Raw genomic sequence first — 23208 nt, forward strand, 5'->3', positions numbered from 1 at the left:
ATAGGTACTTTTTAGTACCTATTGCACTTTAAAGTACGTAATTGTTTATTTGTCCTAACCCCATATAATGAAACTCATGCTTATATTTCACTACAAAGGAGTTTTTACAAATGAATAAGAAAGTATCATCAAATTGGATCTTAATGTCACTTGCCATCAGTGCTTTTGCCATTGGATCAACTGAATTTATCAGTGTCGGTATTATGCCTCTTTTGACAAATACCTTTAATGTTTCACTCGCAACCGGAGGTTTAACTGTTTCTATCTATGCTACTGGAATTATGTTTGGTGCTCCGATCTTAACTTTATTAACTAATCGTTGGAATCGAAAAAAATTATTAGTTGGTATTATGGTAAGTTTCGTAATCGGTAACTTGATTGCAATCTTTGCACCAACTTTCTGGGTTCTCCTAGCTGGACGTGTCGTAACGGCTTTATCACACGGAATTTTTATGGCAATTGCTTCATTGATCGCCGCTGACGTCGTTGAACCCAACAAACGTGCCTCAGCCATTGCCATTATGTTTACTGGATTAACAGTCGCAACCGTTACTGGTGTTCCGATTGGAACTTTCATCGGTCAAACTTTAGGATGGAGAGCTTCATTTCTATTCTTAGTCATTCTAGGATTAATTGGATTGATCACTAATTTTATTCTTGTACCAAACGATCTTCCATTGCCAAGACCAACTAGTGTCAAAGGTATCTGGAAAATTCTCAAGCAACCACAATTGCTATTAATTTTGATCATTACTGCTTTAGGATATGGTGCAACTTTCCCAGTTTATACATATCTAACAACTATCTTAAACAAGCAAATGAACTGGTCACAGGCCGCCATCGTAGTTATTTTGGTGTTCTACGGCTTGGCAGTCGCCGTTGGTAATACTCTTGGCGGAAGATTCGCTAATACAAATCCTCTAAGCGCACTATTGAAAATGTTTATTGGTTTAGGCGTTGCCTTACTGTTAATGCTATTTACTATGAATATGCACTATCTTGGATTATTGGCCGTCCTAGTTATGGGACTATTCGCCTTTATGAATGTCCCTGGGCTACAACTTTATATCGTTCAATTAGCCGAGAAATTCACACCCAATGAAATTTCTTTGGCATCAGCTTTGAATATCTCAGCTTTTAACGTTGGAATAACTCTTGGATCATCTCTTGGTGGACAAGCAGTCAGTGCTGGACAATTAGTTAATACACCTTGGATCGGAATCGGCATGATTTTGGCCAGTGTAGTTTTAACTGTTGTCTTAATGAAGCTAGGAAACAAAAATTTTGTTTCTAGTGATGATCTCAAGTTACAATCAAATTGCCAAACAAAATAATAATGGTAAGATATCATTACTGAAGTGAAGGAATGGTGAAACAGATGAAACAAGCAGTTTATAATATCGGCGTTGAAGCAACTATGAATATTATTGGTGGAAAGTGGAAACCTATTATTCTCTGTCATCTTAAGCATCAAACTATGCGTACCGGTCAACTTAGACGGGCGATCCCAAATATCACTCAAAAAATGCTGACGCAGCAATTACGTGAATTAGAAGATGATGGCATTGTCAGCCGTAAGATTTATAGTCAGGTCCCACCTAAGGTCGAATACTCGTTAACTGAATATGGCGACAGTTTGAATCGTATTCTTGAGGCCCTTTGTCTCTGGGGTGAACATGATATCGAACTGCGTAAAGAACGTGGTGAAAATATTATTCTACTCAATAGTGAGAATGTTGAGCCTGATAACGTACCTTATGTAGATTAGTTTACATCTACAGGGCCTAGAATATTCGCCTGCTCTGCGGACCGAATCGAGCCAAGGTCTCGGGCTCGAAGCCTTGCACAACTCGGCAAGTCTCCAAACTCGCCCGATGGTGTAATGGCCAAAGCCATAACGCCATTATCACAGCTGATAAATATTCTCGATCCTTCCGAATAATTTATTATCTACCGTATGAATAATTACATAAATATTAGGTTTAATTATATCTACTAAAAAATCCTTGAAGTCTGTCTTTAAAAACAGATCTCAAGGATTTTTTTAGATACTATCGGAAATATTCCAAGTTATTTTACCGGTGTACCCACCAGGATTGGTTGTTGGGCTAAGTTTCAGTTGCCAATCACCAACCCCAATATAGTTGGTTAGATCCTGATTACCTGTAAATGAACTTGTTCTGATTTTAGTTCCGGTTGTATCAACTGTTTGCCACGTACCGGAATCTGTTGCGGCACTATTTCTTTGCTTGAGAAATAGTAAACCTGTGTCTGCAGAAGGATTTAAAGCTGCTCCAGTTAATGGATCTTTTAGTTGTGTCTCTGAGTCGGCATTATCATAGCTGACCGTTACATCATATGGAGCGCTGCTTGAATTATTGACTATCAACTGACCATCGGTACTGACATTCGATAAGGTCTTTTCTTTACCTGCCATATGAACGGTTCCGAAGTCGATCTTAGTTGGTATTGAAGTGAATCCAATCATGTTTTCTATATTTAATTCAGTTTGATTAGTGGTTAATGTTCCTAAATTAATTCCAGAACTGGTCTTCCCTTCAGATAATGTAGCGTCGTTATAGAGTGTCGTACCTGCATCACCCGTCACAGTGGCAGAATAGGTTATTGTCACTGAATCACCTGGAGCCAATGAAGGGACTATCAAGGTTCCATTTTCGATATTTGAAGTATATGATTCGTACCCATTACTAAATGTAAATGTCGCTGAACCGTCAGCGGTTAATCCAGCAGGTAGTTTATTTACAAAAGATGCTGATGCAGCTTTTAAGGAGTCGCTACTATTGGATTTAACAGTATACGTATTCTTAAAATCAATCGTATCGCCTTTAGATCCTTTTGCAGTAGTGCCCCAATCTGAATCTTTGGAATTCTTTATTTCCTGAGTAAATGAATCCTTATAGGGATTTCCTTCAACGGGAATATCTACCGAGGACGAATAAGTCTTTGTTTCTCCACCGTCCGTATTCGGATCAGTTCCTAAAAAGTCACCCGTGTTAGTAATTGTGGAGCCATCCGCAGCTGAAGTTATTGTGTCTTCAAAAGTTATTGCCGCTTCTTGACCATCAGTTAAGGATAAGTTGACGGGTGCGTTCAAAGTTTTAGTTGAAGCATCATATGCAGAACTATTGATCGATGTCGTTGTTCCACTTTGGTTAACTTTCTTAATTGAATTAGGGTCTATTTGTAGTCCATCTGGAATTTTATCTTTGATATTAGCAAAGTTCCATTGGCTCTTATAACCATAGTTACCGATATTCAAAGTAAACTTTAGTTTATCTCCAACACGATTCTTTCCATCCGTACTTGTTTCATTAGTAAAACTTTTTCTCGGAGTGGGAACGGAATATGGCGATTCCGTAACACCCATACCAGAACCAAAGTGGGCAGTATCACCTGGTTGAAGGTTTTTGACATAAGGCCAAGCTATCGTATAGGCGCTATCCTTACCATCCGAAAGACTATCACCATAGCTATGATCTACAGCTTCATCTCCAGTTCCTTCAATAGTTTTGGTACTAAATTTACTAAGCCAATTCATTCCTGAAGTATAATCCTCACCAGTATATTTAGTGAAACCATCAGGGACATTATTACTTACCATCAACTTATATGAACCATCTTCAATATAAATACCATGTTTATTTCCAAGGTCTCTTACTCTGACAGTATCATATGAACTTAATTTTGTATCTTCACCGAAAAAGACACCGAACGATTGTGGACTATTTCCTGTATTTTTCACATATAGCTCTCTTTGTACAAAGGCTGCGTTACCCGGAGAAACTCTTAGAAGCATCTCAACTACAAAAGTGTGTGTACCATAACTATCTGTTTTACTAAATTTACCCATTATTTTAGACGCAATATTACCATTCGCATCAGTTCCCGTATAATACTCTTTGCTTTTACTTATCAAATTAAGCAAAACGGAATAATCACGAGTTGAAATTCCACTAGATCCACCAGTAGTATTACCCTTATCTGATTCAGAAAACACCATACCAAAATCTATTGATGAAAGTGAAACATTTTGTGGTTTTATATTATTTGTCTGCCCAGATTGAAACACTGACTGAACATATCTTCCATTATTGTTTAAAAAAATATTCATTTTAGAATAGCTAACATTATTTGGTCCCGCACTTGGCTGTGTACTGTCGTCTACAATTGTTTTGTCATTTCCATCTGTAACTGTGCCATTAGCGTCATTAGCTAAACCAAATGTGTAGCCAAGTTTTAGTCCATTACCGATCGTCTTTTGACCGACTTCTGAACTGTAAGATCTTGTCCAGTTACTAATACCGTCATTAATTTCATCTTTCAAATCTGCTTTAACATTCTGACTCGTTCCAAATGCCCCTAAGATCACGAACATAATAAAGAAGAACGATAGGATCATAGTTTTCAAGTATCCGTTTCTTCTCATGAATATTCACTCCTCAGTAAATACTAAATTTCTTCTTATTGATTTCCATCAATTTATTTACAAAATCTCCTAATACCATTATATAAAATACCTTATTACGTTTAACATCATTTATTGTAAAATATTCTTTCAAAATGAGTTTCACTTAAAATTTGACAATACAAAAAGCCCCATCTTATCGGTATTGTTCAATCAACAATGCTGATAGATAGGGCTTTACTATTTGTTTAAACTTATATAAGCTTGGGCCATTTAGAATTATCTTTTTGTGGTAAGCACATCAAAATAATCAACAATAATTCACCAATAATTGGTACTACATAGAGCAGAACCCACCAACCATGTAGGTTTCGATCATGTAGTCGACGAATTGTAGCTGTAAAAACCGACACTAAATAATAACCAAATGTCATAGCAAATGCGATTCCCATAACGGCGCTCCAGTAGAAACTTTTTAATGAAAAAAAGTTCATTGTAAATCCAAATGCAGTCATTAAAAGAGCGCAGAGAATTGTCATTCCCAAGAGACCCCACCAAAAATCGGCACGTCCCATTCTTTTAACACCGACAAACATATCTTGAAAATACAGCCTAGTTGAGCTAATTAAATTTGGTTTACTACTTTCATTCCAAACCGATTCATTCATTTATTTTTACTTCCTATATGTGTATTCCAATAATAAAACCTAATATACCAAAAACATACGTCAGACTAAAGTAGATTAAGCAACTAACAAAACGACGTTGAAACCATAATTGGCTCAATTCCATATTAAAGGTTCCAAAAGTTGTAAATCCACCACAAATTCCAGTACCTAGAAATAATAACATTTTTTTATCCGTTACCGAAGCCGTTAAGTATCCTAAAATAAATGATCCCAATATATTGATCAACAATGTCATCACCGGAAAATCAATTTTTATTTTACGAGATAACCGTGTTAAAACATTTCTAAAATATGCTCCAATACCAGCGCCTAATCCGACCAACAATGAACTTATCATAATTTCCTCCCAGCTAAATCACTAAAGGCTCTTGATGCAGCCCAGTAATTTCCAAGAAGTGCGCAGATAAATCCTCCAACCAAAGTAAGTGTTAAATAAACGGCTAAATAACCTATACTATTACTCTGGAATAAACGATATGTATCGGCTGTAAAGGTTGAAAATGTCGTATAAGAACCTAATAACCCCGTGCTAAGTGACAGGATCGTCTGTAAAGATAATTTATAACGATCCTGTAGATAATGGATCAAGAATGGCAAGAGAAAGGCTCCGGAAAGATTGGCAACAATGGTGCCCCAAGGGAAATTTCCACTAGTAGTAAAAATCAAACTTTCGACATAACGCAGATTGCTACCGATGAAGGCTCCCACAAAGATAATTATAAAGGTCTTGAATTCCTTAATGATTTCTTACCTCCTTCTAAAAAACCACACTTGCATATGCAAATGTGGTTTCATACGACCTAATTATTTCTTATCAACATCGTGTCCGCCAAATTCATTACGCAAGGCAGCAACGACTTTTCCTGTAACAGTATCATTTTCTAATGAACGATAACGCATCATCAATGAAGCGGCAATAACAGGTGTGGGAACTTGTAATTTCAAAGCTTCTTCAAGTGTCCACTTACCTTCGCCGGATGAATGCATAACGCCACGAATTTCATTTAATTTAGGATCTTTCGAAAAGGCTGATTCAGCCAATTCCATCAACCAGCCACGAATAACTGAACCATTTGACCAAACTTTAGCTACGGCTTCATTATCATAATCAAACTTACTGTGTTCCAAGACATCAAAGCCTTCAGCGATTGATTGCATCATACCGTATTCGATACCGTTATGAACCATCTTTAGATAATGACCACTACCAGCTTTACCAGTATATAGATAACCGTCTTTTTGAGCGATACCTTCAAAAATTGGTTCGATGATCTTGAATGCCTCTTTGTTATCCCCACCAATCATGAAGTTTCCATCATGATTAGCACCAGACATACCACCAGAAGTACCAGCGTCAAAGAAGATAATACCCTTTGCTTTCAAAATTTCATTATGTTTTAGTGAATCTTCATAGAATGAATTCCCACCGTCAATAACGATGTCATCTTTTGACAAAATATTACTCAAAGTATCAATTGTTGAATTGGCAGGCTTACCAGCTGGCAACATAACCCAAACAATTTTTGGCTGTGGTAATTTATCTACAACAGCTTGTAAATCATCAGCTACTTCAGCACCTAATTTTTGTGCATCTTTTTTAGCATCCTCATTCAAGTCAAAGGCTACTACTTCGTTATTATTTCTGATTAAGTTTTCGGTTAAGTTGATCCCCATCTTACCGAGTCCGATCATTGCTAGTTTCAAGTTGAATCCTCCTAAGTTTTTAACAATCTGTAATTATACGCAAAAAAAGCAGGCGTGACAATTTGTCTACCCTACTTATTTAACGAATCTATTCCACCAATGACCTTTTTTGTCATCTTGAACTTGTTCATTAACACGTTCTTTTAATTCTGAAGTACGTTCTTCTGACTGAACATTTTCAGTCTTAAGTGTTTCGTTACTTGATTCTAGTTTTTCATTGGCCGCTTTTAAATCAGAAACTTCTTTTTTTAATTTTTCGATAGTTCCTAATTGTTTCTTGTTTTCAGCCTTCAAATCAGCGATACCTTGCTCCAAATGACTATCGTCAGTCGTTTTGGCTTCGTCAGTCGTTGGATAGACTTTTTGTGCGGCTAGATCCAAAGTCATCTTTGGTTCATGACCCAGTTCAACCATTTTCTTAAAATCATCCAAATTCGTTGAAGTATATAAACGATTATTTTGGCTATTGCGCTCAAAATAATTGGCGTTTTCTGTTGTATGTTCTACGATCAAAGAATACTTGCGTAGCGTTGCAACACTAATCCCCAATTCTTTTGCAGCTTGTGCAGGCGTTAAAAAGTCTTCATTCTTTACATTACTCAAAAGTATTTCCCCCAAGATCAATTCATTCTTATATTATAAAAATAATCATTTAGGAGTTCAACCACTAATGTGCTTATAAACCCAACTTATTCGTAATGCTACTTCCCTCAAACTACATTTTATGACGATAATTGGGTATACTATAAGTAGTAAATACATTGCAAGTGGGGTTATGAAAATGAAGAGGTCACGGTTACTTATCAGTTGCGCGTCTTTACTGTTATTCTTTTCCGTTGCGGCTCCTACAACGGTACAAGCAACCAGTAATGTAACGACTAACATTTCCGATTACTATAGAACTTATTACAGTCCAAATGAAATTGCCCAGATCAAAGAGCTTCAACAAACTTATCAAAACCTTGATAACAACTTATATAATAAGGATAATTTATTTGCTACGACTCCGAGATTGTCAATGGACGGAACTTTTGATCCAGGTGTTTTGAGCAACAATGCTATCAATGGAACTGTTGATTGGATAAATTATTATCGTGCATTGTCTGGTTTGAGTCCAATTTATTCAAAAGAAGATTCAAACTACACATCTCAGGTTTCAGCCGCGGTAATGGCTGTTTCAAACTCAGATCCAATGATCAATCAGCATTTTTTGGTCAACACTAAACGAGCCAGCTATATTTCATCACATTATTGGAATCAAGCCGTCTATGGAACCGGATATGGTAACTTATACTTTGGTTTTCCAAAGACGATCGGAGAACCTGTTCGCGAACTAATACTAGATGATACTAATATAGAGGGTAACGACACAGGACACCGAGCTTGGTTACTTTCACCTCGTCTTTCCACTGTAGGTGTGGGTATTGCCATTGCTAACAACGGTCGCCAATATGAAGACATTTTCGTTAATAATCCGCCTGATATCTATAATCAAGCTGAAAAATCAGTCGTAACATACCCAAGCAATCTGTTTCCTGTTGAAGAGTTATCCAACAAATATGGTAATTCAATTCCTTGGTCAATTACTTTTGCCGATGAAAATCAAAATATGGTCACAGACAACACGTCAATTAAAGTTGAAAACTTAACTGATGGGTCTGTTGGAACAACCATTCCTTTAACCGATAAATCATATGCATATTTAAGTGATGTTATTGCATATATTCCGCCAAAGAGTGTTACAATTAACGATCATTCGAGTTATCGTGTAACTATAAGTAATTTAAATTCTGAGAATACTCCTAGCTACAGTTATACATTTAAGACTTTCTCAGAAACAGCTAACGGATTAGGTTATGATTACGCTAATTATTAAAAGCCGACATTGTCGGCTTTTATTGATGTTATAGTGTTATAATCCAACTTACATAGAAAAAAGGGGAAATTCAATATTGTCAAGTTCTGCAATTACAGCTAACTTAATTATTATTCTAATAACATTCGTCTTCGCATTCTTCTTCGTTGCAGCCGAGTTTGCCTTAGTACAAACTAGACCCAGCCAGCTTGAAGATGCTATTTCAAAGGGCGAAGGTAATCAGAAAAAACTAAAACGTGCTTTAATGATGGTAAATAATCTAAACGAATACCTATCAACTACACAAGTTGGTACAAGTATCGCTGGTATCATCTTAGGTTGGATCGGTGAAAGTACAATCGAATATCTTTTGATCGATTTCTTCGGTCTGATCCATCTTTCAAGCAGCGGTGGCGGATTACACATTGTAGGTTCAATTGTTGGTGTTCTACTACTAACATACTTAGAGGTTGTTTTAACTGAAATCGTTCCAAAAAATGTTTCGATCGATATGCCAATGCGTATGTTGATGATCGTTGTCACACCAATGCGTATCTTCCATTTGTCAGTTTATCCTTTCGTTTGGCTGTTAAATATTTCCGCAACTGGAATTATCAAATTAATGGGTCTAAAACCTGCTGATTCTGAAAATGAAATCTTTTCACAGTCAGAGATTCTAAGATTATCCAAATCATCTATCCATGGTGGTGATATGGACCAAAATGATGTCGTCTTTATGCAAAGAGCCTTTGAATTAAATGATAAAGTTGCTAAAGATATTATGGTCGATAGAACCAGTCTTTACGTAGTTGATATTACGGACAAAGTAAAGGACGTTCTAAAAGACTATTTACAACAAGGATTCTCAAGATTCCCAGTTGTTGCCGACAATGATAAGGACAAGGTCTTAGGTTATGTTTATGCTTATGATATCGTCCGTCAAAACCAAGTAGACGGTGACATTGGTATCAGTCGTGTTCTTAGATCTGTTAACACAGTTCCTGAAACAATGCCTATTCAAGATATCCTATCTAAAATGATCAAGAAACAAACACCTATCGTCGTAGTCGTTGATGAATATGGTGGAACTAGTGGTATCGTTACCGATAAAGATATTTATGAGGAATTATTCGGTACCGTTAAAGATGAAATCGATGACGTCTCCGATGAATACATCGTCAAAAATGATGATGGTAGTTATAACGTTTCTGGTAAAACTACTTTGTATGATTTTGAGAGATTCTTTAAGACCAACATTCCTGAATTCCAAGAATCCGATATTATTACTATCGGTGGATATATGATCGAACAGTATCCTAACATCAGCCAAGATTTTGAATTTAACATGCTTAATTTCCACTTCAAGGTTGATGAATTTGATCACGGATTTGTCAACTGGTTTACTGTTTCTGTTGATAAAGATGCCGTTACTAAACAAGATAATTTAGCATCACTAACTGATGTAGATGATTTAAAAGAATAAGTCCTTTTGGGGCTTTTTTGTTGGATAATTTTGCCTGCGAGTGAGAGAATCTCACTCTCCGGCTAGATAGTTTTAATATATTATCGTAGTCTTAAGCAATAGCAGTAATTAATATTCATGTAACTACTGAAGAAAAGAATTTTGAATAGTAAATGTAAATAAATAGCACGTATACATCCAATCGGATATATACGTGCTATTTTTCAATACAAAATTAGTCGGAGGGACTGAGAATATTTACCAGCTATGGATGTGGCGTTACGGCGTAAGCCGTTTACACCACCGGACGTGTTTGGAGACTTGCGAGCAAGGCTTCAAACCGAGGTACCAGACCAAGGCTGGGACCGGTCCGCATAGCAGGTGAATATTCTCAGTCCTGTAGACTTAAACAAACTATTTATTCTTTTTAAACTTAAACCCTGCTTTACCAGCAATCAGCCAAACAAGCAAGACTACAAAACTTAACAATGAAAGTACTCGACTATACTTTTGAATACTTGTCTCCGTGTAAGCAACAGTCAATTTGCCGCTGCCATTCAAGTTTACTTGAGCCAAATTGTAATTATCCTTATCCATCGTAACGGCAGCGGTTTTACCCTTTGTCGTAGATTGGTAACCATAATAACCGATTATCGGTAAGTCTATTTTGGCATTCTTGGCGTCCTTATAATCCATGGTTAAAGTAGACCAATCTTGCTTGAAGTTACTCAACTTAGCTTTACCAGATTCTACACTTGGCTTATGTGAGGCCTTCTTCAGTTCATCCAAGCTTGTTCCAACTGGTAGATATTCTTGACCGGCCCCAATGCTATATGTTTCCAATTTATTATATTGAGCATATGAATTGATTCCATCGGCTGTATGGCCGAGTCTGCTGCTGGCTGAGACGGTTAATAGCATAACGACAAGTATCATACCTATTTTACCCAAACGGCCTCTAAGAATGTGTAACGGATCATAAGCGATAAAGATTGCTAGCATGATCGAGATAACAATATCTAAACGCCATGGATATTGTAGGACTTTCAATGGCGTCTTATCGATCAATCCCCATGGGAAAATTCTGGTACTCATAACTAACAAACCAGCACCTAATAATGAAAAATGTTTAACAGCTGTATTGTCGATTTTTTTATAACTGGCAAAAACAATTACTGCTAAAGTCATCATCAACAGCCCAATTACTGGCTGTGTAACGACGTTATTCAAACTAGCATCGATCAAATCTTGCAACTCTAATGCACCTGCAGAAAGGCTGATAGCCGAATGTGCTAGATTAAAATCTGTATGTTTCATTTGCTCCATCATTGGTAAGAAGTATGCCAATGAAAGTAATAATGAAGTAACTGCTGCATATAATAACGCTAAAAAACGTTTTGGATGAATCTTTAATTCTTTATACTGACATAGTGCAATCAAGATAATAACGATTGCTACTAAAACTGGCGATAAAGCGTGTGAATAAATAATTGCTGTCATCCCGATAGTGAGATACCACCAATTTTGACGTTTACCATAGAAAACTTCGTAGATTCCTAAAAAGGCAATTGGCAAAAAGACAAATACAATTAATTCACCAACGTCGTGACGGAACAACAAATTATGTAAACGATAAGTCGATAATGTATAAACAAAACTAAATACCATACTATTCCAGTACTTTTTACTTACCTTCAAATAGCTTAAGAACGATGTTGAAAAGGTCAAAACGTTTATTAAAAAATAAAATGCAATAAAGGTTTTAGCCATTGAAAAGCCCATCAGCCTGAAGATGGCTGCTGGATAGATCATTATATTTGAATAGAAAACATTGGAAATATAACCAAAACCATCCATAAACGACATATTGATCCAAGGATAATATTGATTATGCTTTATGGCTTCATATAGTCCTTCAATTCTCATCGCGTGAAAACGATTATCGCTACTACCTAAATATGACCAAAATTGACCATGATAGAATTCAGTAAAATAAACTGACGCTATACTTGCAACCACAAAAACAACCAATGTGGCGATAGTAACCAAGGTATATCTAAGATACTTGTTACTTCGAATCTTTGAATTATCCTGCATTATTAATACTCCCCTAAAATTTTAACGCTATTCTTTATTATACAAGACTGGAGCAATAAAAAAAGAGTACCGGAAAATTTCCAGTACTCAACAATTTCAATCTTTATTTAGATTTTACTACGTCAAAATCAATAATGTTTACACTATTATCAATAGTCTCATGATCATTCTTTAAGACTAGTAATTGTGTCTTAGGGTTAACCTTTAGTTCAAGACCAGCTTCCAGAAATTCGGATGCGCTTTCTTTATAGTAGATGTCACCTAATGAACTATCCAACTTGATCGAGTAGTCTGAAACATCTTCTTTACTATCAACAATTATCACACGAAATTTAGTGATCAAAGCGCAGTCCCCTTCTCCTGAAAAGCGTCCCAAGCCGTCATCAAGATCAAGAATTATCTTTTTCCCTTTTTCTGCATAGACCAATAATTTATTCTTGGCCTCTGTCGTTAGCTTAATTCTCATGACTAACACCTCACTATTAGTACTTATACTTCATGGTACTTCCCCAGTCGATCACGCTTAGGATCAATACCATAAAAACGATCGATATATAACTGAGGAATATACCATTGAGGACATTATAAAGTACATCATGTAAATTGTATTCAATATTGCTTGAAATAAGGTTTTGTATAGGGAAATAAATAAATGCCAATAATATTGATAATAATATTGAGGTACAGATTCCTACCGTTCCTATATGATGGAAAAATATCATATTAGAACCGACTTTGGCTCGCAACCTGATTGCTAATAACACAAATATTATGGCTAGAACAATAATCGTAACTTTAACGATCCCACGAACCTTTTTTATAGCTATCGAAAGGTTATTTATCGGGCCTAAGTCGTCTTGGATCATCTGATTCATTAAGTTTTTATTAACGCTGACAGTTTGATTTATCTCAGCATCAATATTCAAGCCTTGCTTTTTAGAAGCTTTTTTTAAATTGCCACCAATGGTATCCAAAATCGAACTACCAATCGTCAATTTAGAATCATCATCATACATTTCGTCAACAGAGGTATTTATTATTTTCTTAATATCATGCTTGCTAAGATCAGTTGAAATACTCGAAACTGACGAATAGCTGTTTACCAATCTACTCAGTTTTTGATTAGAATAGCTGCGTATCAAAGAAATATTTTCATCGCTGGAAACGACCTTTTTTACGTAATTTCCGTTCAAAACGGTAGTCATAGTTATCCCCAAAAATACGATCAACATAAGACAAATTGATAATAAAAATAGGGTAAAACCGTGCCTGTTATATGATAATGACTTGCTCATAATTACTTCTCCATAGCTATTTTAGTGATGTCAGATGGTTTATTTACAATCCATTCTGATTTAGCATCAGCTAGTTCCTGACGTTTGCCAAATCCATAAGTAACACCGATTGCTTTCAAATTATTCTTGTGTGCCCCCACAATATCACTACTTCTATCCCCAACCATGACTAGATTATTAGGATCTAGTTCCACGGAAGTTTTAGCTATACCATATGAAATAACATCTTCTTTTAGAGAACGTGTTTTTTCATCATCTGTTGCTCCAAATACATGTCTAACATAAGGTTTCATATCCAAATGGTCAACTATTTTCTTCGCAATACTTTCTGGTTTTGATGTGGCAATAAATACTTCTTTACCAGCATCATTCAAGTCTTTGAGCATATCATAAACGCCATCATAGACGCTTAATTCTTGCCATCCTTTATCCATATAATAATCATGAAAAATTGAGACTCGACGTTGAGCTTCTGGATCACTGCCGTCTAAATCATCATACTTTTTGAAGGAATAACTAATAGTTGGTCCAATGTATGTTCTCAAAACATCGTCATCATGAGGAACATAGCCTAAAACGTCTTTGTACATATACTTTAAGCCATTAACGATCCCCTTTTCTGAGTCAATAATTGTCCCATCCAAATCAAAAAATAAGTTATTCAAAATAAATTCATCCTTTTGTGTTAAATTTTAAGTAGTAAAGCAAATTATATAGCATTAGCTATAAAATAACTAATAGTCGTAGGTAAATCTATGGTAAAAATTAATAAACCCACTTCATATACCGATATAGATTCTGGTCTTTCAAGTGAAGCCGTTCAATCTAAAATAAATCAGAAACTAACAAATGTTCAAATAAAAAAACTATCCCGTTCAATTCCCCAAATCATCGGAAGTAATCTTTTTACACTCTTCAACTTATTAAACTTGGTCATTGCCATTTTAATTTTCTGGACTGGTTCATATCGAAATCTGTTCTTTCTTGGACCCGTTATCGCTAATATTATCATTGGAAGCTTTCAAGAGATCCGTTCTAAATTAACGATCGACAAAATCAGTTTGGTCAACGTCCAAGACTTTCCAACTATCAGAAATGGTGTCAAAAATGACGTTGCTATCGAAGATTTAGTGCAAGATGATATTATCATTTTAAAACGTGGCGACACCGTTCCTGCTGATGGTATCGTTCGTTCAACTAGCGGTCTACAAACCAATGAATCCAGCATTACTGGTGAATCAGATACGATAACTAAAGAAGTTGAAGAACCAGTTTACTCAGGCAGCTTTATCGTTGCCGGACATGCCAAAGTCCAATTGACTCAAGTCGGTATGAATAGTTTCATTTCACAATTATCTTCTGCTGTCAGTAAAGATAAACGTTCAGTTAGTGTATTAATGAAGATTATTAATAACATTATTAAAATTCTAACATATACTATCACTCCTATTGGGCTTCTTTTATTTTTCCGTTCATATTTTCAAAATCATAATATTGCTACTTCGATTTTGGGAACATCAGCCTCAGTCATTGGTATGATCCCAGAAGGTCTAGTTTTATTGACATCCGTAGCTTTTGCCACTGGTGCGTATAATCTTTCCAAAAAAAATATTCTTGTCCGTTCACTAAGTGCCATCGAAACACTAGCCCGTGTTGACACACTCTGTTTAGACAAAACTGGTACGATTACAACTGGAAATTTGAATGTTAAAAAAATTCTATCCTATCATAATTTTTCAGAAGAAATCATTAAACAAATTGCAACCAAAATCGTTTCTGCTACTCAAGAAACTAATGCTACTGCTGTCGCTATTCAAAAATTAAATAGTGAACCTTTAGATGTACAGATTCAAAAAGTTATCCCTTTTTCATCAGAAACTAAATATTCTGGATTCGTTGATGAAAAAAACGTCAAATATCTTATGGGAGCTCCAGAATTTCTGATCAAATCACCGTCTACTGAATTAAAAAGCACTATTCAAACGGCTGCTGAACAAGGTTTTAGAGTAATTGCCGTTTTAAAGAACAACATATTGATCGGCTTGATCAAGATTGCTGACGAGGTTAGAAAACAAGCTCCAGCAACATTTAAATACTTGAAAAACCAAGGTATCGACCTCAAGATCATTTCTGGTGACAATCCAGTGACCGTAGCTAATGTTGCTAAACAGGCTGGTATTGATTCTGGTAAAAATTATATTGATATGAGTAAAGTTAAAGAAGACTGTGACTATTCCGATTTGGTCAATAAATATCGTATTTTTGGTCGTGTCAAACCTAGTCAAAAATCCGACTTAATCAAGGCAATGCAAGATAATGGCTTAACTGTCGGTATGACTGGTGATGGTGTTAATGATGTCTTGGCAATGCGTCAATCAGATTGTAGTATCGCTATCGCTGGAGAAAGTGACGCTGCTGAAGCTAGTGCTGATTTCGTACTATTAAATAGGAACTTTGATTCAATGATTTTCATGCTTAACGAAGGTCGTCGGGTTATCAACAATGTTGAGCGTGTCGCTTCACTATACCTGATCAAAACTATCTATTCAGTCGTACTGGCAATTATCTTTATTATTTTGGGAACAGGATATCCGTTCCAACCTTCCCAACTAACACCAATAAATGCCCTAACTGTTGGTATTCCAACTTTCATTTTGGCATTAGAACCTAACTACACTCCACCAGCTGGTAGATTCATGCGTAATGTTATGGAAATAGCTTTACCAGCAGCCATCTGTAATATTTTATTGATCTGCGGAATAGCTTTCTTCGGTGGAAAAATGAATATTCCCTTCATTACTACTTCAACACAATCAGTCTTTGTAATCGGCTTAATCGGATATTGTGCTCTACTTTCGATCAGTCGCCCATTGATTGTTAGAAAGAAAGTTATGATCGGTGTGTCATTTGCAATTTTTGCAGTTTTATTTATTCTCGGAGCATCCCTATTTGGTATTCAAAGTATTTTAAATTGGAAATACATCGTTATTTACCTAGTTATCTTTGCTATCATCTGGCCGTTGTTCATGTTTATGCGTGAAGTGTTGGGTCGCAGAGTGTTCTCTCGGATCAATTGGAAATAAACCTGTCGCCTACGGTCGTAATAAAATTTACCTGCCATGGAACGGTTCAAGACACGGTCTTGAATCTCGAATTACGTCTGTGGTGTAAGAAGGAAAATCACCTTCTAACACCACTGATATGGCTGGTAAACTTTCTTACAACCTCCGGCTGAATTTTGTTAATGATTCTCAATAGTTGTTGTATATTCAACTTCTATTGGGAATTTTTTTGTTTTTGAACGTAAAAATAGTCACATCTAAAATTATAGATGTAACTATTTAATATAATTTTTAAATACTAGCTGGAATTACTTACAAACTTAAGCGACAACAAAGAAACTAATTAACACTATCAACCAAGGTCCAATCAATGGTTCCGATATAAGAACCACTGGTTACATCAGTAGTTGATTGCAAGAGAATACCAGTATCAGTAGTCCAGTCATACTTTTCAGGAATCGATGTAGTATCCGTTTCAGTTCCATTGGACTCTCCTAGTTTAACCAAATTGTTCTGCATATTCTTAGTTGAATTGGCATCTTTATAGATCACATATCCGGCAAAGGTTTTACTGCCATCAGTCAATGGCGTGGCTTGAGCATCAAGTTCCCAAGAGGAATTTTTCGATGTAACACTCAAAGGCCAATCGCCTTGACGCTGAATAACCCTTGCACGAGCTCCATTTAGAGTTCTAAAACTATACGACGGAGCAGCATTTATCTTGGAATATTTATCATCGACAATAACTTTAAAAGTCATACTGTTGGATTTAATGTAATAAGAATCTGAGGCATAAACAGTAATAGTGTGAGTTCCTGCTTTAAGATCTATACCGGATAAAATTTGACTGAAGTCTAAACTAGATGAAGATCCAGAAGATCCAATATTAACTATTTCTTGATCAGTGCCATCAATATTCACATGAATATCAGCCCCATTTTTATCAAAGCTGGCACCATCAGAATACTTCAAATTACCAGAAATAGTCGCATCCTGATCTGATTGGATTTCTTGCGAGTCTTTTGTGCTAGAAGTCAATGACATAGTATGCTTAGGCTTGGTGGCTCTTACTGTAAATCCTGGTATTTCAGTATCACCACCATAAGTATCTCCCTTAAATGACGCATGCGAACTAGGAACTTTAGCATCCATGGCCATATTCACCATACCTAAATGGATTTCCACTGTCGCTGTTTTATTACCAGCATTCAAAACATTTGATGAACTACTTATAGTATGCGTCAAAACTCTATTTTTTATTTCACTAGATGATAATGCTTCCGTATTGCCATTGGCGAATGTAACGGTCCCACTCTTAAAGGTCGTATAGTAGGGCAAAGTAATGTTAGATAGAATTCTTTTTAGATCAACTGTTCCGCTATTATATTTCACTTGATATTTTAATGTAAGGTTATCTCCAGAATTTACATAGTTATTGCCATCTGGATCATCTAAAACTCGATTATCCTGAGTATCATCAATCAATTGCGAAGTTATTGAACCATTAACAATAGTAGGAGCGGATTCAATAGCCAGATATATGGCTCCACCTAAGTTACCAGTAGAACCGGTAAACCCCCAATTCAATTTGGTTTCTCCGTTAAGATGGAACTTACTCAAATCGATTGTCTCAGTTTTAGACTCTTCAATTGGATTTGTTTCTGATTCAGTTCCAGTGTTCGTATTAGGAGTTCCGTCCGGGTTCTTATCATTAATGGTATATGTCACATCAGCTGTTTTTCCATCACTATTGGGAATGTATCTTACTGCCAAATGATGCCAATAATGTCCTGAAGTTTCGCCTCCTAAATAATGATACATAGTACCTTGATGAATAAGGCGATATACATTTGTTCCAGAATTAATATAAGAACTAGATTCACCAGGATAATTGCTTGAAATATGTGGCTTTGTCGTTTGCAAGCCAATATCAAATGCATTGTTGGTAGTATTAGTATTGTTTATCCCAGAATCCAATTCAATGGCCCAACTATTCTTAATTGCACCAGCCGGGTTAGAAGAATCTGGTGCCCAAACACCTAAACCCTCCGGTGGAGTCATAATAGGTTTTCCTGAAGATTCATTTCCTAATGTAGCCCTTGCATTATCTCCATTAGGATCATTTTGTAAAACAAATGCCATACTAGCGTCACCTTTACCAGAAGTTCCTGGTGCATATGAAATCCAAAATCCAAATGTCTGAGATTTGGTAATATCCAACTTATTGTCATTTTTCCCCCACATATAACCTGCAGTGTCACTAAGATCATTGGCAGCCGTTACGCCTGACAATGCGGTATAAGGATCAGTAGGATTGAACGCATTATACGACATAATAATATTATTTTTATACTTATCCCCATCTGAACCACTTGATTGCCAAATGGGATTGGGAGCATTAAATAAATTCTTTATTGAACCATAATCTAATCCTCTAGGAGTTTCACTTTGTACACTTGCCGACACATTAGTACTAAAACTAAAAAAGACAAGTAATATCAAAAGACCTTGCCAAATAGTCATTAATACATACTTGTTTTTCCCTGACATTTCCCTGACTCCTTTTCACATTTTTACCCTCATAAAAATATAAATACTCTATTACGTACATGATAATACGTTTTCATAAATTTATCTTGTTTTGGCAAAAGGTTTTCAGCAGAAATAATCGTCACTATACTTGCTTCAAAGGAATCGTCAATTATATAAATATTATTTGTTACATTATGAATATAAACCCGATCTTGAAAGCAATGTAACCAGTTGTGCAGGTGAGGTTTTACTCCACAAAAAAAGGAGGACAAAATTGTCCTCCCTGTTTATATGATGAAAGCCTAAAACTTCACCGTCTTACGCTTTTTGTGTCCCTTATGGTTTCGATCCATGCCCATTAGATAGACTGCCGAAATCACAATGACTTCCATTAGGGTTAAAATTGCTCTCTGTTGGTCAGCAATGTATAAAATCACACTCACAACCAATAAAGTTATAATCAAAATCGTTAAGGAAAATATGGGACCTTTTTTCTTCATATATACCACCTTTTATATTTTTTGAATTAGTTATAAAAAAGGATTCTTCTGGGACACCCCCAGATGAGTCCTTATTGAATTTCTCGATAGTTATCACGAACAGTAAACAATGGCGCAGTTGAATCGTCTGATTCAATGATACGAATAGCATCACCGACTAAACCAGTAACTGACAACACCTTTAGTTTATCAAAATTACATTCGTCAGGAATAGTGATTGAATCTGTAACGACGATTTGCTTCAAATCAGAGTCTTGTAACTTTTGTGCAGCATTCTTTGAAAAAATAGGATGTGTAGCGGCTGCAGAAACACCTGTGGCACCGGCGTGGAGCAAGGATTTGGCACTATTGATCATTCTTGTACCAGTATCGATCAAGTCATCAACGATGACACATTCCTTACCATCAACATCACCGATAACATCAGAAACAAGATCATCATCTTCAGTTGAACGTTGGTCAACGATAGCAATTTGTGAACCAAATACTTCTGCTAACGCACGAGCACGTTTAGTTGAATTATGGTCAGGAGCAACAAAGACAACATCTTCTTTATTATCCATTGTATCCATAAAGTAACGAGCAAATATAGGCATAGCACGTAAGTGATCAACTGGAATATCAAAGAATCCTTGAATTTGATCGGCATGCATATCAAGTGCGATCACACGATCAACACGACCCATTTCTAGCATATTAGCAAATAGTTTGGCGGAAATAGGTTCTCTTGAACGTGACTTTCTGTCGGAACGTGTATATGCAAAGTAAGGCAAGACACAAGTAATCCTGTGAGTACTTGCACGTCTTAATGCATCAACAGCAATCATCAATTCCATAAAATTATCATTAACGGGATCAGATACAGAGTGGATGATATAAACATCCTTACCACGAATACTCTCGTTGATCTGAATGTTGATCTCCCCGTCACTAAAATGAGAAACTGAAGCATCAAGCAATGGGATTCCCATATATTCGGAAATTCTCTTAGCTAATGGTTTATTTCCATTTAAAGAAAGTAAAGCAAGTTTATCTAATGACTGAGACATTTTTGTCCTCCAAAATTATAAAAGTACTGGTCGTCCAATGGGTTTATTCTCGTCCGCAATCACCAAGGCCATATCGGCATCCGTTAGGGTCCCGCTACCTTTTCTCACGGGTGATTGTGTAACAATGGTAAACTTATACCCTAATTTTACACTTAATTGAATATAATTATCCAGTATGTATGAATCTATTTTTCCATTTAAATAAAGATGATAATGAGGATATTTTTTCATAATATCCTCTACCAGCTTGATATTGCTGGCATTCTTAAGCTGTGCAACTGTCAAAGCAATCGCAACTCGCTCGGCAAAATTACCTAAAAATTTATTTTTTTCGTCTGGCTTTAATTGTGGCTTGCCAAAGATATTTTTCTTAATATAATCTTCAACGTTAGTCATAACATCCTTCTTTCTCTTAGCTTAATTAATAGCATAATTGTATAATAGAAGCAATGAAAGGATGTGTTGGTTATGGATGAAATGGTATTTTTTAACCCCGGCGACGCTATTGCTAATTCAAGAGATTTTGGTGAAGCTGTCAGAGGGGCACAGATTTACAAAGCAAAAGATCCTTATGAATCATCCTTGATCGTGGCTGAAGATGTAGCAGATAATAAGAAATTCTACGTTTACTTTGCTAAGGATGAAAAAACCAGTACCAAAGATAGTGACACTGGCGTAGTACCATATAATATTAAGAAACGTATTTAACTGAGAACACCATTTGGTGTTCTTTTTTAGTTCATGAACTGAGAAATCGCACCATAAATTTGTGCCTTATCTGTTAATCTAGCAATACGTAATTCTGTCTTAAACAGACCATCAGGGATCTTATTATCCATGTGCCGATGCAATAGATCAATCAAATATTGACCTTGTTTAGAAACAGCTCCACCGATAACTAATATTTCCGGATCATATAATAGAACAATTTCAGCCAATCCACGAGCGACTTCATCTGACCAACCTTCAATAATTTGTAGATATGGTTCTTGTCCCTTTTTGGCATATTCAAAAGCATCGATCACACTCGTATTGTATTTTTTTAAATTGTGTTCAAGAGTCAGTGTTGAGGCACGCTGTTCATAATAAGTTTTTGTTTTTTCATCATATAATATGTAACCGATCGAATTGGCATAGGCATGTGTACCACTAAGTAATTTACCATCCTTGAGATATGCTCCGCCAATACCAGTTCCCAAAGCAACACAATAAGTCGTTTCACTGTCTTGAGCGACCCCAGCTAATTGCTCGCCTAAAAGGGCAGCATCAACGTCATTGACTACGAAGACCGATAGTCCAGTCTGTTTCTCTAGTGTTTCTTGGATCTTAGTACCTTGATAACCAGGGATCGTTGGCCCAGCAAATAAAATACTGCCATCTTTAACAATTCCAGCTGTACTAATGCCGATCCCACTCAATCTGTACCTCTTTTGAAAATCAGCAGTGACTTCTTGCAAAGCAGTTAAAATATAGCCATCCTTATTGTGCTTAGTATCAACTTTTCCGAAATCACTAACATTTAATTCCGTATCTACAATTCCGTATTTAATCGTTGTACCACCAATATCAAAAGCAAGAAATAATTTATCATCCATTATTCTCTCTCCTATTTGTTAATAATTATTGATTTTTATCAAAATGGTATTTATTATTGTGTTATAGACCATGGAGGAACTTTTATGAACATTCTAAAACTAGTTGAAGATCAATTGCCAATGCTTTCTCGACAAGAACGAAAAGTCGCAATCCAAGTCATTCAAAATCCCAATGACGTTCAAAAGATGAGTATTACGACTCTGGCCGAAAAGGTCGGCGTAAGTAATGCCACCATCACTAGATTTGTGAAAAAGATGAATTGTCATGACTTCTATGACTTTAAACTACAATTAGCTAGTGAACGGCAAGCCGCACCTAAACCAATAGCCACAAATTCGATTGCGGATGAAGTATACAGTTTCTACCGCAACGTTTTGAGTGATACTTGGGAGCGTTTGGATACGGATCAACTAAAGAAAGTTGTTGATCTGATCTCCCATTGCCGTCGTATCTATATCTTTGGAATCGGAAGTTCCGGCTACACTGCCCAAGAAATGACGCAACGCTTGATCCGAATGGGTATCGCCGCCTTTTCTATGACTGAAAGCCACATTATGTATATAACCTCGGGTATTATTGGCAAAGATGACGTTGTTCTAGCATTGTCATCCTCAGGTAGTACGACTGATTTAAATAAGGCTGCCACGATTGCTCAAGGTAACGGTGCCAAAGTCATTGGTATAACAGGCTTTGAAAAAAGTAAATTATACGAATTAAGTGACTATCCGATCCTAGTCAAAAACAGCAATTTCGTTGATAATACCCGTTTCATTAATTCACAATTTGCTATGACTTACGCTTTAGATATTATCACTACAATGTTATTGGAAAATGAAACTTTCAATAAACGTCTCAGTCACACTGTTGAACTAGTTATGGAGAACAAATTTCACAGTAATAATTAATTAGATTAAGAAATAGGGTCGCATTTGCTTTTGCAA

General features: G+C 36.1%; 21 protein-coding genes. 7 read left to right on the forward strand and 14 right to left on the reverse strand.

Features of this window, described 5'->3' with window-relative positions:
* Positions 1–110: 110 nt before the first annotated feature.
* Both EKM60_RS05640 and EKM60_RS05645 read left to right on the forward strand, forming a co-directional pair.
* Positions 111–1334, forward strand: a complete 1224-nt coding sequence (locus EKM60_RS05640; protein ID WP_125713336.1) for an MFS transporter — start codon at positions 111–113, stop codon at positions 1332–1334.
* A 44-nt stretch (positions 1335–1378) separates the two neighbouring features.
* Complete coding sequence (locus tag EKM60_RS05645) at positions 1379–1768, forward strand: winged helix-turn-helix transcriptional regulator (protein WP_125713338.1); 390 nt, start codon at positions 1379–1381, stop codon at positions 1766–1768.
* A 276-nt stretch (positions 1769–2044) separates the two neighbouring features.
* Here the strand turns inward: EKM60_RS05645 and EKM60_RS05650 are convergent, their stop codons facing one another.
* From EKM60_RS05650 to EKM60_RS05675, 6 genes are all read right to left on the reverse strand, one after another.
* Entirely contained in the window at positions 2045–4447 is a 2403-nt protein-coding gene (locus EKM60_RS05650; RefSeq protein WP_125713340.1) for a COG1361 family protein, read from the reverse strand.
* Between the two features lie 233 nt (positions 4448–4680).
* Positions 4681–5094: a DUF805 domain-containing protein gene (locus EKM60_RS05655; RefSeq protein WP_125713342.1), complete on the reverse strand. Its 414-nt coding sequence runs from the start codon at positions 5092–5094 to the stop codon at positions 4681–4683.
* 13 nt (positions 5095–5107) lie between these two features.
* Complete coding sequence (locus EKM60_RS05660; protein ID WP_225427011.1) at positions 5108–5452, reverse strand: fluoride efflux transporter FluC; 345 nt, start codon at positions 5450–5452, stop codon at positions 5108–5110.
* A complete protein-coding gene (locus tag EKM60_RS05665; protein ID WP_225427012.1) occupies positions 5449–5823 on the reverse strand; it encodes a fluoride efflux transporter FluC in 375 nt (124 codons plus the stop codon). The genes EKM60_RS05660 and EKM60_RS05665 overlap by 4 nt, the downstream gene beginning before the upstream one ends.
* A gap of 96 nt (positions 5824–5919) precedes the next feature.
* Entirely contained in the window at positions 5920–6819 is a 900-nt protein-coding gene (gnd, locus tag EKM60_RS05670) for a phosphogluconate dehydrogenase (NAD(+)-dependent, decarboxylating) (protein ID WP_125713346.1), read from the reverse strand.
* A 75-nt stretch (positions 6820–6894) separates the two neighbouring features.
* Entirely contained in the window at positions 6895–7422 is a 528-nt protein-coding gene (locus EKM60_RS05675) for a MerR family transcriptional regulator (protein WP_125713348.1), read from the reverse strand.
* A 178-nt stretch (positions 7423–7600) separates the two neighbouring features.
* Between EKM60_RS05675 and EKM60_RS05680 the strand changes: the two genes are divergently transcribed.
* Both EKM60_RS05680 and EKM60_RS05685 read left to right on the forward strand, forming a co-directional pair.
* Entirely contained in the window at positions 7601–8695 is a 1095-nt protein-coding gene (locus EKM60_RS05680; RefSeq protein ID WP_125713351.1) for a CAP domain-containing protein, read from the forward strand.
* Between the two features lie 76 nt (positions 8696–8771).
* A complete protein-coding gene (locus EKM60_RS05685) occupies positions 8772–10157 on the forward strand; it encodes a hemolysin family protein (protein WP_125713353.1) in 1386 nt (461 codons plus the stop codon).
* A 393-nt stretch (positions 10158–10550) separates the two neighbouring features.
* Here the strand turns inward: EKM60_RS05685 and EKM60_RS05690 are convergent, their stop codons facing one another.
* The 4 genes from EKM60_RS05690 to EKM60_RS05705 form a co-directional block, all read right to left on the reverse strand.
* On the reverse strand, positions 10551–12233 hold the full coding sequence (locus EKM60_RS05690) for a glycosyltransferase family protein (protein ID WP_125713355.1): 1683 nt from the start codon (positions 12231–12233) through the stop codon (positions 10551–10553).
* Positions 12234–12336: 103 nt separating this feature from the next.
* Positions 12337–12699, reverse strand: a complete 363-nt coding sequence (locus tag EKM60_RS05695; RefSeq protein WP_125713357.1) for an iron-sulfur cluster biosynthesis family protein — start codon at positions 12697–12699, stop codon at positions 12337–12339.
* A gap of 16 nt (positions 12700–12715) precedes the next feature.
* On the reverse strand, positions 12716–13528 hold the full coding sequence (locus tag EKM60_RS05700; protein ID WP_125713359.1) for a hypothetical protein: 813 nt from the start codon (positions 13526–13528) through the stop codon (positions 12716–12718).
* 2 nt (positions 13529–13530) lie between these two features.
* A complete protein-coding gene (locus tag EKM60_RS05705) occupies positions 13531–14193 on the reverse strand; it encodes an HAD hydrolase-like protein (protein WP_125713361.1) in 663 nt (220 codons plus the stop codon).
* A gap of 90 nt (positions 14194–14283) precedes the next feature.
* On the opposite strand from EKM60_RS05705, the gene EKM60_RS05710 reads away from it, so the two are divergent.
* Positions 14284–16611, forward strand: a complete 2328-nt coding sequence (locus EKM60_RS05710; RefSeq protein WP_125713363.1) for an HAD-IC family P-type ATPase — start codon at positions 14284–14286, stop codon at positions 16609–16611.
* Between the two features lie 318 nt (positions 16612–16929).
* Here EKM60_RS05710 and EKM60_RS05715 read toward each other — a convergent pair whose 3' ends face one another.
* From EKM60_RS05715 to EKM60_RS05725, 3 genes are all read right to left on the reverse strand, one after another.
* Positions 16930–19140 carry an L-type lectin family protein gene (locus EKM60_RS05715; protein WP_125713365.1) on the reverse strand — a complete coding sequence of 737 codons (2211 nt, stop codon included), beginning with the start codon at positions 19138–19140 and terminating at the stop codon, positions 16930–16932.
* A gap of 553 nt (positions 19141–19693) precedes the next feature.
* Positions 19694–20671, reverse strand: a complete 978-nt coding sequence (locus EKM60_RS05720; protein WP_125713367.1) for a ribose-phosphate diphosphokinase — start codon at positions 20669–20671, stop codon at positions 19694–19696.
* A 15-nt stretch (positions 20672–20686) separates the two neighbouring features.
* A complete protein-coding gene (locus EKM60_RS05725; RefSeq protein WP_125713369.1) occupies positions 20687–21067 on the reverse strand; it encodes a YueI family protein in 381 nt (126 codons plus the stop codon).
* Between the two features lie 72 nt (positions 21068–21139).
* On the opposite strand from EKM60_RS05725, the gene EKM60_RS05730 reads away from it, so the two are divergent.
* Positions 21140–21379 (forward strand): hypothetical protein, encoded by a 240-nt coding sequence (locus EKM60_RS05730; RefSeq protein ID WP_125713371.1) that lies wholly within the window; start codon positions 21140–21142, stop codon positions 21377–21379.
* Between the two features lie 26 nt (positions 21380–21405).
* On the opposite strand, the gene EKM60_RS05735 is transcribed toward EKM60_RS05730, so the two are convergent.
* Positions 21406–22266 carry an ROK family protein gene (locus EKM60_RS05735; protein ID WP_125713373.1) on the reverse strand — a complete coding sequence of 287 codons (861 nt, stop codon included), beginning with the start codon at positions 22264–22266 and terminating at the stop codon, positions 21406–21408.
* Between the two features lie 84 nt (positions 22267–22350).
* On the opposite strand from EKM60_RS05735, the gene EKM60_RS05740 reads away from it, so the two are divergent.
* The gene (locus EKM60_RS05740) at positions 22351–23172 is read left to right on the forward strand and encodes a MurR/RpiR family transcriptional regulator (RefSeq protein ID WP_125713375.1); all 822 of its coding nucleotides are present in this window, start codon (positions 22351–22353) and stop codon (positions 23170–23172) included.
* The last annotated feature ends 36 nt before the right edge of the window (positions 23173–23208 follow it).

The organism is Companilactobacillus kedongensis (assembly GCF_003946625.1).
Classification (GTDB): Bacteria; Bacillota; Bacilli; order Lactobacillales; family Lactobacillaceae; genus Companilactobacillus; species Companilactobacillus kedongensis.

Bases quoted from the DNA above. Each gene is read 5' to 3' on its own strand.
- EKM60_RS05715 (WP_125713365.1), bottom strand. From the start codon at position 19,140: ATGTCAGGGAAAAACAAGTATGTATTAATGACTATTTGGCAAGGTCTT.
- EKM60_RS05680 (WP_125713351.1), top strand. From the start codon at position 7,601: ATGAAGAGGTCACGGTTACTTATCAGTTGCGCGTCTTTACTGTTATTC.
- EKM60_RS05735 (WP_125713373.1), bottom strand. From the start codon at position 22,266: ATGGATGATAAATTATTTCTTGCTTTTGATATTGGTGGTACAACGATT.
- EKM60_RS05655 (WP_125713342.1), bottom strand. From the start codon at position 5,094: ATGAATGAATCGGTTTGGAATGAAAGTAGTAAACCAAATTTAATTAGC.
- EKM60_RS05695 (WP_125713357.1), bottom strand. From the start codon at position 12,699: ATGAGAATTAAGCTAACGACAGAGGCCAAGAATAAATTATTGGTCTAT.
- EKM60_RS05710 (WP_125713363.1), top strand. From the start codon at position 14,284: ATGGTAAAAATTAATAAACCCACTTCATATACCGATATAGATTCTGGT.
- EKM60_RS05720 (WP_125713367.1), bottom strand. From the start codon at position 20,671: ATGTCTCAGTCATTAGATAAACTTGCTTTACTTTCTTTAAATGGAAAT.
- EKM60_RS05650 (WP_125713340.1), bottom strand. From the start codon at position 4,447: ATGAGAAGAAACGGATACTTGAAAACTATGATCCTATCGTTCTTCTTT.
- EKM60_RS05725 (WP_125713369.1), bottom strand. From the start codon at position 21,067: ATGACTAACGTTGAAGATTATATTAAGAAAAATATCTTTGGCAAGCCA.
- EKM60_RS05700 (WP_125713359.1), bottom strand. From the start codon at position 13,528: ATGAGCAAGTCATTATCATATAACAGGCACGGTTTTACCCTATTTTTA.
- EKM60_RS05645 (WP_125713338.1), top strand. From the start codon at position 1,379: ATGAAACAAGCAGTTTATAATATCGGCGTTGAAGCAACTATGAATATT.
- EKM60_RS05640 (WP_125713336.1), top strand. From the start codon at position 111: ATGAATAAGAAAGTATCATCAAATTGGATCTTAATGTCACTTGCCATC.
- EKM60_RS05730 (WP_125713371.1), top strand. From the start codon at position 21,140: ATGGATGAAATGGTATTTTTTAACCCCGGCGACGCTATTGCTAATTCA.
- EKM60_RS05660 (WP_225427011.1), bottom strand. From the start codon at position 5,452: ATGATAAGTTCATTGTTGGTCGGATTAGGCGCTGGTATTGGAGCATAT.
- EKM60_RS05690 (WP_125713355.1), bottom strand. From the start codon at position 12,233: ATGCAGGATAATTCAAAGATTCGAAGTAACAAGTATCTTAGATATACC.
- EKM60_RS05740 (WP_125713375.1), top strand. From the start codon at position 22,351: ATGAACATTCTAAAACTAGTTGAAGATCAATTGCCAATGCTTTCTCGA.